This window comes from Thalassotalea euphylliae (assembly GCF_003390395.1).
Taxonomy (GTDB): domain Bacteria; phylum Pseudomonadota; class Gammaproteobacteria; order Enterobacterales; family Alteromonadaceae; genus Thalassotalea_F; species Thalassotalea_F euphylliae_C.
The window spans coordinates 3,535,029-3,549,292 of record NZ_QUOV01000001.1; the positions used below are offsets into that span (position 1 = coordinate 3,535,029).

10 protein-coding genes are annotated in these 14,264 nt (G+C 42.7%); 1 reads left to right on the forward strand and 9 read right to left on the reverse strand.

Annotation, left to right across the window (positions count from 1 at the left end; genetic code table 11):
- Positions 1–365 precede the first annotated feature (365 nt).
- The 5 genes from rpsI to DXX92_RS15595 all read right to left on the reverse strand — a co-directional run bounded on the left by rpsI (position 366) and on the right by DXX92_RS15595 (position 6,083).
- Positions 366–758 carry a 30S ribosomal protein S9 gene (rpsI, locus tag DXX92_RS15575; protein WP_116001329.1) on the reverse strand — a complete coding sequence of 131 codons (393 nt, stop codon included), beginning with the start codon at positions 756–758 and terminating at the stop codon, positions 366–368.
- A gap of 3 nt (positions 759–761) precedes the next feature.
- The gene (gene rplM, locus DXX92_RS15580; RefSeq protein WP_116001331.1) at positions 762–1,190 is read right to left on the reverse strand and encodes a 50S ribosomal protein L13; all 429 of its coding nucleotides are present in this window, start codon (positions 1,188–1,190) and stop codon (positions 762–764) included.
- A 200-nt stretch (positions 1,191–1,390) separates the two neighbouring features.
- Positions 1,391–2,386, reverse strand: coding sequence for an aldose epimerase family protein (locus DXX92_RS15585; protein WP_116001333.1), 996 nt, complete (start codon positions 2,384–2,386; stop codon positions 1,391–1,393).
- 872 nt (positions 2,387–3,258) lie between these two features.
- Positions 3,259–5,007 (reverse strand): hypothetical protein, encoded by a 1,749-nt coding sequence (locus DXX92_RS15590; protein WP_116001335.1) that lies wholly within the window; start codon positions 5,005–5,007, stop codon positions 3,259–3,261.
- A 200-nt stretch (positions 5,008–5,207) separates the two neighbouring features.
- Complete coding sequence (locus DXX92_RS15595) at positions 5,208–6,083, reverse strand: ATP-grasp domain-containing protein (protein WP_116001337.1); 876 nt, start codon at positions 6,081–6,083, stop codon at positions 5,208–5,210.
- Between the two features lie 138 nt (positions 6,084–6,221).
- On the opposite strand from DXX92_RS15595, the gene DXX92_RS15600 reads away from it, so the two are divergent.
- On the forward strand, positions 6,222–7,073 hold the full coding sequence (locus DXX92_RS15600; RefSeq protein WP_116001339.1) for an HDOD domain-containing protein: 852 nt from the start codon (positions 6,222–6,224) through the stop codon (positions 7,071–7,073).
- Here the strand turns inward: DXX92_RS15600 and DXX92_RS15605 are convergent.
- The 4 genes from DXX92_RS15605 to DXX92_RS15620 all read right to left on the reverse strand — a co-directional run bounded on the left by DXX92_RS15605 (position 7,057) and on the right by DXX92_RS15620 (position 14,205).
- On the reverse strand, positions 7,057–8,370 hold the full coding sequence (locus DXX92_RS15605; protein ID WP_116001341.1) for a hypothetical protein: 1,314 nt from the start codon (positions 8,368–8,370) through the stop codon (positions 7,057–7,059). The two genes, DXX92_RS15600 and DXX92_RS15605, sit on opposite strands and share 17 nt — an antisense overlap.
- A gap of 194 nt (positions 8,371–8,564) precedes the next feature.
- On the reverse strand, positions 8,565–9,707 hold the full coding sequence (locus DXX92_RS15610) for a PQQ-dependent sugar dehydrogenase (RefSeq protein WP_220347666.1): 1,143 nt from the start codon (positions 9,705–9,707) through the stop codon (positions 8,565–8,567).
- A 38-nt stretch (positions 9,708–9,745) separates the two neighbouring features.
- Positions 9,746–12,892, reverse strand: coding sequence for an efflux RND transporter permease subunit (locus DXX92_RS15615; protein WP_116001343.1), 3,147 nt, complete (start codon positions 12,890–12,892; stop codon positions 9,746–9,748).
- Positions 12,889–14,205, reverse strand: a complete 1,317-nt coding sequence (locus DXX92_RS15620; protein WP_116001345.1) for an efflux RND transporter periplasmic adaptor subunit — start codon at positions 14,203–14,205, stop codon at positions 12,889–12,891. The genes DXX92_RS15615 and DXX92_RS15620 overlap by 4 nt, the downstream gene beginning before the upstream one ends.
- Between the last annotated feature and the right edge of the window lie 59 nt (positions 14,206–14,264).

Below are 14,264 nucleotides of genomic sequence, written 5' to 3' on the forward strand. Positions count from 1 at the left end.
CGAAAACGTAAATATTAACGTTTTGAGCATTGAGGACGTTAACTTGAATTAGCTACTTTGAGTAAGCCAACCTTCTTAAGCTCGACTTTGCGCTGCTGCTATAATTTTCCATTCTGCACCTTGTCACACGAACGACAGACATAAAAAACCGGCATATAGCCGGTTTTTTGATTTTGAAAACGTAATATTAACGTTTTGAGCATTGAGGGCGTTAACTTGGATTAGCTGCTTTGTGTAAACCAACCTTCTTACGGTCTGCTTTAGGCCATTGCTAAAGTGTAAACGCACAGCCGCTATATTCAGAGAACAACAGACATAAAAAAAACCGGCATATAGCCGGTTTTTTGATTTTGAAAACGTAAATATTAACGTTTTGAGAATTGAGGACGTTTACGTGCTTTATGTAAACCAACCTTCTTACGCTCAACTTTACGCGCGTCACGAGTAACGAAACCTGCTTTACGTAGGTCACCACGTAATGCTTCGTCGTACTGCATAAGTGCACGAGTGATACCGTGACGGATAGCACCAGCTTGGCCTGTGCTACCACCACCAGTAACAGTGATGTTTAAGTCGAACTTCTCTAATAACTCAACTAACTCAAGAGGTTGACGAACAACCATACGAGCAGTTTCACGAGCGAAGTATTCAGAAATATCGCGTTTGTTAATGGTAATGGTACCGTTACCTGCTTTCATGAACACACGAGCAGTAGAGCTCTTGCGACGACCAGTACCGTAATATTGATTATCAGCCATGGGTTACAGCTCCAAAACTTGTGGTTGTTGTGCAGCATGCTTGTGCTCAGGACCAGCATACACTTTTAACTTACGGTACATTTGACGACCTAAAGGACCTTTAGGAAGCATACCTTTAACTGCGAATTCGATAGCACGCTCAGGCGCTTTATCGATAAGCTTTTCGAAGCTAATTTGCTTCAAACCACCAGGGAACTCAGTGTGCGAGTAGTAGATTTTACCTTTCGCTTTGTTACCTGTTACACGTACTTTCTCAGCGTTAACAACAACGATGTAATCGCCTGTGTCTGCGTGAGGAGTGTACTCTGGCTTATGCTTACCGCGTAAACGACGCGCAATTTCAGTAGCGATACGACCAAGAGTTTTGTTCTCAGCGTCCACTACAAACCAGTCGCGCTCAATGCTTTCTGGTTTTGCTACAAAAGTTTTCATTTATAAAAACCCAAATAAAAATGTTACTAAACTTGATAACGCCCTAGCGTTATCGGTTCAAAAGGCTACGCGTTTACCCCTTCGAGTATCGAGCCCGTTGCTTACTCTCGGGAAAGAATAAGCTTTGTAACGTAGGGAGCGCAGGATTATACAGAACTCTTTTTAAAAGATCACGTACAATTTTTAATCTTTTGATAGTGTTAGTCGGCTTTTTCACTTTCCACCGAGGCTGGATTGTCGCCCTCTGTCTGGTTTTTCACTAACTTGTAGCTAATACGCATTCTAAAGGGCTCTTCTGGCGTGGTGAGATAAAAAGGAAAATTGTCGATATTCGGGCTGTTTGGGAAAAATTGTGGCTCTAAGCAAATACCGCCAAAACTTTCAAACTTACCGCCTAAATATTTGCCTGTATACACTTGTAAACCAGGATAACCACTTGATACATGAAGCTGCAATTGCTTATCGGGGCTGATCAACACGCCTTGAGATTCATCAGCGGGTCTACTGACGACAAAATTATGATCCAGATTATCTTTAGGCTGTTGAGGATCAAGCACACGTGGCTGGCGAAAATCCATACTCGTACCATCAACTGGGCAAATTTCACCGGTAGGTACGTTAGCGTCATCGACTTCGGTAAAGTTATCGGCAAATATTTGCAAAATATGCCCTGACGCACTTTCACCAACACCAGCCAAATTAAAGTAAGGATGTGTTGTTGGACCGACCACGGTTGCTTGCTCAGTTATTACTTTCATATCAATATCTAGCGAGCTGTCGTTGTTCAGGTGATAGGTTACCCAAAATACCATTGCGCCAGGATAACCATTATGACCATTTGCCAATTCACATTTTAGTGTCAGCACCTGCGTTTCTTGCGCCACTAACTCCCAACACATGTGACTGATACTCTTGTCACCGCCGTGCAAATGGTTCGAGCCTTCATTGGCTTGTAAAGCAAACTCCTGATCATCAATAGAAAACGCTGCGCCACCAATGCGATTAGCATAAGGACCAACTATCGCACCATGATAAAACGGGTCATCTAAATAATCACTAAGCGTTGAATAACCAAGAATAATATTGCGGTCTTTACCGAATACGTCGGTATGCCATTGCAATAAACGAGCGCCGTAATTAGAAATACAAACTTCATCACCTGCGTCGTTACAAAGTACGAAGGAACGTAACTCCATACATCTACCCTTTCATTTTCGGTGACTATTGCCACACTTTGTTTTCTTCTATATTAGCTGGCTTTTGAAATTAGGTTCAACGAATTAATAAAGATCACGAAGGCAGAATATTTTGAAGGTTATGACAGCAAGTTATGTCATTTGCTTATGACGTAGTGTTTAGTCAAAACAACGTAGAGTAATTCTAGCAAAGAACTTAGCGCAGGCAATAAGCGAGAGCATAAGGAAATATGCAAGTAGAATTGCGCTCGCTCACCTTTTAACGAGTTATCAAAATTAGCTTTTGAACAGAGTGTCAAAAGAAATAACACAAATCAAATAAAAATAATTCTCATTTGAGTTTACTTTTGTTTTTTAGCTGTTATGATAGACCACGATTAGAAAATACCAAGAGCAATCTTGGAGCTGAAGCCCAACTGATACCGACAGGCAGTTGTATGATTTGTGAAGCAATTAGCCCAGCTTCATCGGCTATCCCCCTAGCCGTTACAAATTAATTGCCTTTAGGTATCTTTTTCAGCACGTTCAGCTTATCGGAATATACAGATAAGCAACAGTTTCTATGATGGTAAATATGGATTAACGAATATGAATTGGCGAATACCGGCCGATTAGTGCGTTAGAGGTTGTGCCATATTTACAAAGAAAAGTTTCCAAGCAAGCTCAGCGGCTGACAGTGTCATGTGTGCCCTCAGATAGCACTGTTGGTTGGCTGAGCACCCTAACTTAATCAGTTAGGAATGAAACCAGTTCACTCCCAGTGAAATGTGTAAGTGATACATTTATCACATGTTACTTTGACAGCTTCCTTGACGGGAAAGCCCACTACCTTAAGCCCACATTATGTGGGCTTCTTTTTATCTATTTTTTATTTACTGCTTGATAAACACCTGCACTTCATCAACTTTTGGAGTGCTATCTTCAGAAAGGTTCACTAAGTAAGAAAAGCCATTGTTCTCAAGAGTTAACTGATTTTGCGTACGCTGAGTGACAAATCGGTTAGGGATTTCGGTGCGCGGTTGACCTACATACAAACATTGCACACATGGTCTGCGCTGCGACTGATATTTATTACTTTCGAGTGTGTACTTGATCATATTGCCACGGACAAAGTCGACAATCAGCGAATTGCCATACACCCATACGTCTTTATTTCTCGCTTTAGGAATAGTAATGGTCGGCAGCCCTAGGGTATCGACAACATCATCTTTAGAAATCTTCCGTTTGCTCTCCAATAAGCCTTCGGTTAAATCAATAAAGGTTGTACTGCTTGCCAAAGCAACAACACCTTGCCAATCAAATTCCTGATACCCTCTAAAGTAAATCGAAATACCGCTCAGCTGTTTATTATTTGCTTTATCCGCCGAGGTGTTACCGTTGAAATATAATCTCGTTAATGTTTTGCGTCCCTGAACACGCAGGGTATTAAAGCGCAATATTGGGGCTTTTAAATACAGCGCCTTACTCACCTGCAATAATGTACTGCCAATTTCTAACTCTTTATCAATGGTGATATCAGCACCGTACAGGTTATCGTGCAAAGGAATTCGATTGCTTAAATGGAGCGGTAATAGCCAGTCCGAATGTTCGTAACCAACAAAGGTGTCGCGATCAAACAAAAATAAATGTTTGCGCCCGTACAAGAATGCACTTTGCTTGCCAGATACCTTAATAATGGCTGAAGGCTCACCTAAAAGCGCTGTAACTTGTCGTTTATTCCAGCCCAACTGAGCACCTAAAATATCACCATTAACATCTATATTTTCATTAAATTGCGATGTGCTTGTTACCGCGTTAATACTCGCTGCTTGTGCATTACCCTGCGATTTTGTGCTAGCAGTACTTGCGACTCGCTCGACGTTAGCAATGTCAGCTAAGCTTTGCTCAGTTGTCGAGCTTCTGCGCGGAATAGCGCGTCGTGGCGTCAATCTTTGAGATGTCAGCTGTTTGGGCGTTTTTTGTCGCTTTGCTTGAGTCGCTACAACAGTATCTGCCGCTTGTTCTGCCACTACTTTTGTGGCTGAATTGAGTGTTGGCGCAATTGTCGATTTGGAATCGGTGAATGTAGAATCGTTTAGTGTCGAATCAGTTAGCGCTAATGCAGCTGTAGTGATAGCACCAGACTTAAGCAAAGCAATGTTTGACTCGCCTTTGGCATTAAAATTAGTAATCTTTCCACCAGTTGCCTTGGCTAGAGTCTCTTTGTCCTGACACAATACGATAGCTTCTGCCGTCATTCTGTGACGTTTTGCTTTGATTGTTCGATTTTCCTGGGTTCGGATTCTAATTTGCGTTGTTTGATAATCCGTAATTGCGATGGCATCAGCACCCAATTTTTCAGCGCGCTGTTTCAGCTGTAAAATAGCTTCATCTACCGAATTCTTTGCCAACTTGGATGAAATTTTGGCATTGCGAGGGTAACTTTTCAGCTGCTGGTGCTCGGAAGCTGAAATCCCGCTAAAGCCAGAAACCTCACCAAGCACATGATAGGGGCAATTAGGGTAATAGTTTAAAACAACAACATTAGCTGGCGCGGAGTAAGTACTTGATTGGTTGGTATCAGAAGTGCTACCACAGCCTAATAGGGCTATAGGGAGTAAGAATACTAAAGCTCGTAACATCACAATAATCCGTTATTTTTGTTATTTTAGTGATTAGCATGCATGTAAAAGTGAGGTGATTAACCTCGAGTTAACCCAGCGTAAGTAGGTAACAAGCACGATTTAGTCTAAAAAAGTGCTTAACATGCAACCTACTACGCTAGCGAATTTAACAAATTATTTCAATAGCATTAGCTCGTAATAAGAGTTATTGATTGAGGTTATATTGACAACTTTTGCATCTTAGCGGCGAATGCTTGGGCAAATCGCGCTGCTGAGCCTTTATCCATATTAAAATACAATGAAGGTTCGATTAGCTCAGCTTCCATGAGCGCAAATGAATCACCACTGCGCACAAAGTCGACTCGCGCGTATAATGGCATATCACTAATTGCAGCAAGTGAGAGGTTTGCTTGACGCACTAATTCTGGCTCAGGTTCAATCGTTGCCAAACGGCCACCGTGCTCTTCTTGAACGCGAAAATCATCCTTTTTAGGTGTTTTTAAAATCGCGTGACTATAGTTGCCATCAAAATAAAACAGTGAAAACTCACCTTCCTCAATAACGCTTGCCATAAACGGCTGAACCATAAAATTACGACTAGCAAAGGCTTCTGTTAATGCCGCTAAACTGTCTTGATAACTGGCTTTTTTTAGCCAGAAGGTATTATCAGCATTGGCTGAGATTCGCGGCTTTATAACGATTTGTTTAACACCAAAATGTTCAAAAAATGCAGGAATTTCACTATTATCAAAGTGCTCTCGCCATAAGGTTGGCACGATATTGACGTGTTTTGCTTCAAGCTCTTTTAGATAGCGTTTGTCGATATTCCACTTCATCACCGCTAGGCTATTTTCAAGGTGGGCTGTGGATTGCTCTATCTTCTCAAGCACAGCGATAAATTTGTCGGCATCGTCTTGATAATCCCAAGGGGAACGCACAATCACTGCATGAAAATCATCCCAATCAACTTGTTCATCGCGCCAAGAAACCATTTGCATTTGCCAGCCAAGCTCAGCCAATGGCTCTTCAAGCAGGTGATCATAAGCTTCAAAATCGGCCAAACTGTCCATCGATAAAATTGCACAACGTTTCATTCTTGCTCTCGTTCTTTTTGCGTTTCGGGCTTTATATTGCATTAAAAACTATTGAATACAAACATTGGGCATGATTTTTTTTATCGGTCGTTTTACTATAGGCGGATATCTGTATTTTCAAATGATTTTCAACCCAAGATGCTACAAGTTGACGAGTCGGTTTTAAAAGACATTGGCCGTGGTTTTTCTGTTCCAGCTCAGCCGAGCTTATTGCTCGAGCTGCAAGAAAAAGTCAAACAAGGTGAACCGAACTTAGACGAAATTGCTGAGCTTATTGCTCAAGACATTTCTGTAAGTGCAAAAGTACTTAAAACCATTAATAGCCCGCTGTACGGTCTATCCCGAAAAATAGCTGACATTCCAAAGTCTGTTAAATATATCGGCCTTAACGGTATTGTTTCGTTAGTCACCAGTGACCTGATTCGAAAAAGTTTTAACCAACAGGGCTGCAGCATATCGCTTGAGAGCTTTTGGGATAACGCCAGCAATATCGCTAACACTGCGGTATTTATTGGCCAAAAGCTCCGTCGAAGAATTGCCAAAGAAAAACTATTCACACTTGGGCTGTTTCACGACTGCGGAATTCCAGTGATGGCAATCAAGTATAACAATTATCAGCAGGTGCTCGATTTCGCAGAAAAGAACCCTAGTGAAGTGATCACGAAAATTGAAGAAAAGGCGTATCAAGTGAGTCATGCAACGATAGGTTACTATGTCGCAACGTCATGGCGTCTGCCACCAGATATTTGTCAGTTAATATTGCGTCACCATGAGAGAGACTTTCTTGCGAAACTCGACGGTAGCGAAACGCAACTTGCGTTTGCGATTTTAAAAATGGCGGAAAATATTGTTCACCAGCATAAATATTTCAGGCCGTCATCAGACTGGCAATACCTGCAAGACACCATATTCACCGTACTAGACTGCGATGAATATGACTATCAAGATTTATTGGAAGACCTCGATGAAGTACTCACTTCAACTCGTTAATTCTTAACACTTGTTGGCTTACTCTGCGACGTAAATGTAAGTAAGCCAGCGTAACTAACACCAATAAAGCGCCAATAACACCGATAAGTACGCGGTAGTTTTGCAATGTCTGGTTTTGCGCCACTAATTGCTTATGCACACCTTCCGAATTTAACCGGATCACTTCATTATTGAGCTTAGCAACCCCTAACACTTTGGCCGCTTGCTGCTGCCGAGTAAGTTTATCGTTAGCTAAATTAAAATAACCTTGCTGTGCCTTATTTAAAGAGCGGTGATCTTGCTGGTATGTGTGCCAATGAATCAGCAACTCATAAAGCCCTAAACGGCTAATTGCTTGTTCACCATCATTAGCAATATATTGCGAAAAGTGTTGTTTTATTGTCTGCTCCATGCATTCGTACTGGGCTAATTGCCAGCACGACAAGCCCTTAAGAATTGCTAATTTCTCATCAAACGAGGGAGAGCTAAAATCAGTTTTCTCAAAATACTGGCTCTGCACTGTTAATACTTTGCGATAATCAGCTTGCAGGTAAGCTAAATAGCTTTTTGCATAATGAAACAAATAGTGTTCGAATTCACTTTGTGAACTCGCTAAGCGCTCTTCATACAATGCCAAACGTTGCTCTGCCAAGCTGAGTTCTTTTGCATCCAAGTATGCATCGATGAGATTAAACAACGTGAGCAAGTAATCATCCGCAGCCAATTGTTCACTTAATGCCAATGCCTTTTCTGCTTCTTCAGCAGAAAGCTGATTTTGTTCTAACATGTAATACACAAATGATAACTGGTTGTGAATCACCAATTGTAAGTTCAGGCTATCCATATCAGCAGCGATCTGATTAAGCTCATATAAGCGCTTCAACGCATGTTGAGTATTGTCGTCATAAACATTGCAGAACGAAAAGTAATTCAACTCAGCACGAATAGAAAGCAGCTCACTATTGCTGTTCATGCCATGTGCCATCGAAAGCTTTGCAGCCGCACAGCTATTGTCATCGGCAATATTATTTAGATTAACACTTTGTAAAATATAGGCGTAGGTCAGTTGTTTGCTAGACAAGTCTGCGGGCTTTGATAGCACTGGACTCAATGCCTCAATGGAGGCTTGATGCTGATCTTGGCAATGTAACAACACCGCATTGATTAAGCCATCAAGCGCTGAATTTTGTTGCGCTATCGGCTGTTTGTATTTAGCCAAGGTGTGCTTACAAATGTGGGGGTCTTCTACATCAAACGAAGCACCAATTGCAGTATTGCACAGCAAGAAAAACGCGGTAAGAACGCGAAAAATATTCATTTAATTAATAACTTAAAATTATTATTGTATGGAAATAGTTAATTCTAGTTCCCAAGCTTCTGAAATAAGGAACTTTTTGTTAAAAATATGCAAGGTGCTTTAACAACATAAAGCAAGTGCTAGCTCCCGTATTGGTAGCGAGCTAGCATTCCAAAACGCAATCTTTAATTATATTCAGCTGGGTTAAATGCCCATTAATTTTTAGGCTCAATACGTTTAATACCGCCGCCATCTGTACCCACATACAAATAGCCATCGTTACCTTGCATAAGGCTGCGCACTCGGCCAATACCTTCAAATATTTTTGATTGACCTTTAAAACTATTTTCCGTCACGTCTACCAGCACTAGGTAATGAAATTTCAGCGAGCCTACTAATATTTTACCTTGCCAATGCGGATATTTATCACTGGTAACAAACACCATTCCTGACGGTGCAATGGAAGGTGTCCAATGGTGCAAAGGCTGCTCCATGCCACGCTTTTCAGTGAGTTCGGTAAACTTACTGCCACTGTAATTAACTCCATAACTGATCACTGGCCAGCCATAGTTTTTACCTGCCGCCACTAAGTTAATTTCATCACCACCTTTGGGGCCGTGTTCGTGCAACCAAATTTCACCTGTTTTAGGGTGCTTCGCCATGCCCTGCGGATTGCGATGACCATATGAATAAGTCGCAGTTTTTGCATTTGCTTGCCCGACAAATGGGTTATCTGTTGGAATGCGGCCATCATCGTGAAGACGATACACTTTACCGCCATCAAGTGATAAATCTTGCGGCTTGCGATCACGTTCACCGCGATCACCTATCGAGAAGTAAACATAGCCTTTATCATCAAAGGCAATTCGACTACCAAAGTGGTGGCGTTTAGTCGTATTATCACTGCCTTTGTAAAGCATATTTTGATGCGTAATAGTAATGTTTTTGGCGTCATATTTAGCGCGCATTAAGGCTGTATTTGTACCTTCACCTTCCCCTTGAGGGCTCGCAAACGTAATGTAGAGCCAGCCATTCTTTTCGTAATCTGGGTGCAAGGCAATGTCGAGCAAACCACCTTGCCCTTGGGCGACAATCTCAGGTAGCCCGCCCACTTTGTCGGCAAGTAACTTGCCATCACGTATCACTCGTAATTCGCCTTTACGATCAGTCACTAGTAAGTCGCCACTTGGCAATTGTGCCATTCCCCAAGGAATCTCAACACCTTGAGCGTACATTTTGGTTTGGTAGTACTTTTGATCACTATTGTCAGCAATTTGCGGGCTTTCAAAGGCACCACAAACTGCCGATATCGTCATCGCACCAAGGAACAGCGATTGTTTAAAAAGCTTATTCATCATAACTATCTCTTTTTTATTTTATGGGTGCCCCAAAAGCCTTACGACAATGGGGCTTGGTTAGCATCACCCAAGTTGGTATTCTTTTTTGTAAATAGTCCTTGAATATCTTCCTTAATTAAATACAAGGCGGGAATTAGGAACAAGGTAATAACAGTCGCGAACATAATGCCAAAACCCAGTGAAATAGCCATTGGGATAATAAATTGCGCCTGCAAGCTACCTTCAAAGTAAAGCGGGAATATACCAAAGAAAGTGGTTAGCGAGGTCAACAATATTGCCCTAAAGCGCTCCGTACCAGCGTTAATAACAACGTCGATCATGCGTTGGCCAGTACCTTTAGCACGATTAATAAAGTCGACTAATATCAAGCTGTCGTTAACCACAACCCCTGTCAATGCAATAAACCCGTATATCGACATCATATTAATAGTTTTACCCAATAAAAAGTGCCCAACAATAGCACCGATAATACCAAACGGGATCACCGACATAATCACCAAGGGTTGCACATAAGACTTAGTCGGAATGGCTATTAATCCATAAATTAAGAACAGCGCGCCTAAGCCTGCAATGCCAAGTTGGCGCAAGAAATCTGCTTGTTCCTTACTTGCTCCTTCAACACCGTAGCTAACCGATGGGTAATCCGCCAAAATATCTGGAATGATTTCTTCATTCATTTCCGACAGCACTTTGCGCGATTCAATTTTCTCACTGTCGATATCCGCAGACACTGTAATTGAGCGCTTTTGATTCACCCGCGTAATGGTTGAAAACCCTTGCCCCAAGCTAATATCAGCCACTTGATAAAAGGGCACCTGCTCGCCACTGCTGGTACGAATCCACATATCTTCTAGATCCGTTACCGATAATCGATCTTCTTTTGGATAGCGCACCATCACTTTAAGTTCGTCACGGCCACGTTGAATACGCTGTGCTTCTTCACCATAGAATGCCTGACGCACTTGTTTCGCTAAGTCTGACAGCGTTAAACCTAGCACTTCCGCTTCAGGTTTAATGCTCAATTTAATTTCTTGCGAGCCACGACTAAACGAGTTGCGAATATCATAAACGCCATCATAAGCGCCAAGTTTATCCATAATTCGCTCTGCTGCCGCCTCTAGTTCAACATCATTGCGACCCGTTAACTGAAACTCTAGCGCGGCTCCACCGCCAACGTTAGTACCGGCAAAAAAGCGAATTTCTTTTGCACCAGGGATTTCGCCAATTCTTTCACGCCACAGTTTTTCAATATCATAAGCGTTTAGCTCACGTTGCTCAGGCTTGACTAGCTCCAATAAAAAGCTCGCACTGGTATTGCCGTTAGTAAAAACCATGGAGTGCTTGATAAACGAAACGCCGTCAATTTTATTCTCTTCGGCAACATCAAACGCCGCTTGCTTGATACGCTCTATCGCTTTGTTGCGCTCACTCACTGCGCTGCCATCGACCAAGGTTAAATTACCTTGAATAAAATCACTCGGTACATTCGGGAAGACTTCAACTTTGACAAAAGCGCCAATAATTAACCCAAGCGCTAACAGTAGCGCTGCAATAAAGGTCGCAATTGTGTTGTAGCGAGCCACTAAAGCTTTTTCTAGTAAAGGCTTGTAGGTGTGATGAATAAAGTTGTCTAGACCTGCTTTGAAGCGCATTTGAAAACGCTCAAAGGCATTGGGGTTATCTTTTAACGGCACGTATTTCATATGTGCTAAATGCGCTGGCAATATCCATTTTGATTCAATTAGCGAGAATATCAGGCAAAAAGTGACGACAAGCGCAATGGCACGGAAAAACGCAGCAAATGTCGCATCAATAAATAACAGTGGCGCAAACGCAGCAATTGTTGTTAACACACCAAAGGTGGCAGGCATGGCAACGCGGAGCGTGCCTTTAATCACGTTGTCAGTGGAATGGCCCGAACGCTGAATTTCTGTGTAGGCACTTTCGCCAATCACTATCGCGTCATCAACCACAATCCCAAGCACCATAATAAAGGCGAATAAACTGAGCAGGTTAATTGAAACTGACCACTCGCCCATAATTGGCATTAAAATAAAAGCACCAAAAAAGCTGATGGGAATACCCAACATTACCCAGAAGGCAACGCGTAATCTTAAAAACAGTGTTAACACCAAGAACACTAATAACGCCCCCAACATCATATTGGAGATCATCATGTCTAAGCGATCTTTCAGATAAAAGGAGGAATCTCCCCAAGCGGTGAGCTTAGCCCCTTGCGGCAGTTGCTCGTTCTTCTTAGCAACATAGGCATGTACTTGTTCGGCGATTTCTAAATCATTCTGATCACCAGTTGACTGCACCATAATGCTCGAGGTGTTCTCGCCGTTAAATCGTGCGAAGTCTTCTCTTTCAACAAAGCCATCAACAATATTGGCAACGTCTGCAAGTACTAACCGAGTGCCATCTGCGGCAGTGCGAAGTACCAAGTCACCGTATTCCTGACCGGTATAGGCTTGCCCTTCTACACGCAAAGAAATATCACCGCCGACCGTTTTAATGGTACCGCCTGGTAAATCAATTGATGAGCGCCTAACCGCAGCGCTTACTTCGTCAAACGTCAGATCATATTGCTGAAGCTTTTCTTCAGATACTTCAATACTGATTTCATAATCACGACTGCCGACCACTTCTGCACTATTGATACTGGGCAATGCCATTAGTTCATCACGAACATCTTGCGCCATGTTTTGGCGGGCACGCCTGTCCATATTGCCGCTTACCGATAGCCAAATAACTTGGCCTTTAAACTCTTGTCGCGTCACTATCGGCTTTTCTGCTTGTTCAGGGAAGGTGGTAATGGCATCAACTTGCTGTTGTACTTCGTCTAACTTTTCAGCCATTGAGTAACCAGACTGCAACTCAATCACAACACGACCAACCCCTTCGCTAGCGGTCGAGACCATGCGCTTGATGCCTTCAATATTCTCAACCGCTTCTTCGACTTTGAGAATAACTGACTGTTCAACCTCTTCTGGCGCCGCTCCTAAATGCGGCACCACAATTTGAATACTATTGGGGTTAAATTCAGGGAACATTTTCTTGTTTAAACCCTGAAACGAGATAAACCCAGCAATCAGAATGAACACCATCAACAAGTTGGCAGCGACGCTGTTACGGGTAAACCAAGCAATGATCCCTGTAAATTCTTCTTTTACTTGTGTCATACACCTGTTCCCTCAGTACTTCCTTCCGCTTCTTCTTGAGCACTTTCTTCAACATTGCTATCGCCAGCAACTTGCTCTTCAGTTTTCGTATTTTGCTCCGGCTGCCACTCGCCATTCACACGTAGCGTCATTCCTTCAACAGGGGTTTCTAAGTTAGTCAGCACTAGGCGATTATCCGCTGCTAGCGCTTGCTGAGAATAAACGTAATCAAAGTCAGAGCGCAGTACTGGTATTTGTTTAATATGTAGCTTGTTGGCTTCGTCAATCAGGTAAATAGTATTCGCGCCATGCACCGCGCCTCGTGGAATTGCGATCACACCATCAACAGACTTACCAGTGATTTTGGCGTTAACAAAGGTGCCGATGCGAATTTCGTTTGTTTGGTTAAGGTCAAGCACACCATAAGGGTCAACAACTTGCGCAACCACGTAATGAACACGAGATGAAGTGTCGACAACCCCTTCATAACGAGTTAAAAATGACGCCCACGTTTGGCGAGAATTATCAACCTCTGAGAAAAGTTCCACGGCAGAGCCTTCACTATGTACTTGATTAATTTTCGGTAAATCAAGAAATGGCACATCGCGCAGTTTGACTGGCAAGCGTACTTCGGCATAATCAATGGCAAATGTATCGGCTAGTGCAGCGCCAATGGTAATGTACTGGCCAACGTCAACACGCTTAGCTTTTAACATCGCGTCGTATGGGGCAACAATGCTAGTACGCGCCAGTTTTCGCTGCGCTTCTCGTAAATCGGCTTGGGCGGCAATTAAATCGGCTTTAGCTTTTTGTAGCTGAGGAATACGAAGCGCAAGGATTGGCGCTTGTTCAAGTGTTTTACCGGTTAGTAGCCATTCGTCTTTTGCTTGGTCAGAGCGTGCTTGTTCTGAAACCAGCTCAGCTTCTGCCGATTCTAAACGCGATTGCGCTTGCAGTACTTCCACTTGATAGGTGTCGTCATCTATTTTTAGTAGCTGTTCACCTTTTCTAAAAAAGCCACCAACGACAAACTTATCTGATACTTGGCTGACCATACCCGACACTTCTGAAATCAATACCGTTTCAGTGCGTGGCATCACAGAGCCATGACTCGCAATGGTAAATTGAACATCGGTAGGACTAAGCGCTAGTACATCAACGAGTGGCGCACGGGTTTCAACTGGCTTTTTCGGCGGCTTTGGCGCCATCATACCGACAAGAATCAGGACGATGATGGCAGCAAATATAATCGCGATAGGCGTTAACACATAGCGTAAGGGCACCATACGCTTTTGGCGTTTAGGCGTAGATTGATTAACAGCAGAGTTAGACATTGAGCGACACCATAATTTATTAAAATATTAACTTTCAGTATGTTACAAGCTAGCCAAAG

Excerpts from the sequence above, each read along its gene's own strand:
- DXX92_RS15610 (WP_220347666.1), bottom strand. The coding sequence starts at position 9,707 with ATGATGAATAAGCTTTTTAAACAATCGCTGTTCCTTGGTGCGATGACG.
- rpsI (WP_116001329.1), bottom strand. The coding sequence starts at position 758 with ATGGCTGATAATCAATATTACGGTACTGGTCGTCGCAAGAGCTCTACT.
- DXX92_RS15605 (WP_116001341.1), bottom strand. The coding sequence starts at position 8,370 with ATGAATATTTTTCGCGTTCTTACCGCGTTTTTCTTGCTGTGCAATACT.
- rplM (WP_116001331.1), bottom strand. The coding sequence starts at position 1,190 with ATGAAAACTTTTGTAGCAAAACCAGAAAGCATTGAGCGCGACTGGTTT.
- DXX92_RS15595 (WP_116001337.1), bottom strand. The coding sequence starts at position 6,083 with ATGAAACGTTGTGCAATTTTATCGATGGACAGTTTGGCCGATTTTGAA.
- DXX92_RS15585 (WP_116001333.1), bottom strand. The coding sequence starts at position 2,386 with ATGGAGTTACGTTCCTTCGTACTTTGTAACGACGCAGGTGATGAAGTT.
- DXX92_RS15590 (WP_116001335.1), bottom strand. The coding sequence starts at position 5,007 with ATGTTACGAGCTTTAGTATTCTTACTCCCTATAGCCCTATTAGGCTGT.
- DXX92_RS15615 (WP_116001343.1), bottom strand. The coding sequence starts at position 12,892 with ATGACACAAGTAAAAGAAGAATTTACAGGGATCATTGCTTGGTTTACC.
- DXX92_RS15600 (WP_116001339.1), top strand. The coding sequence starts at position 6,222 with ATGCTACAAGTTGACGAGTCGGTTTTAAAAGACATTGGCCGTGGTTTT.
- DXX92_RS15620 (WP_116001345.1), bottom strand. The coding sequence starts at position 14,205 with ATGTCTAACTCTGCTGTTAATCAATCTACGCCTAAACGCCAAAAGCGT.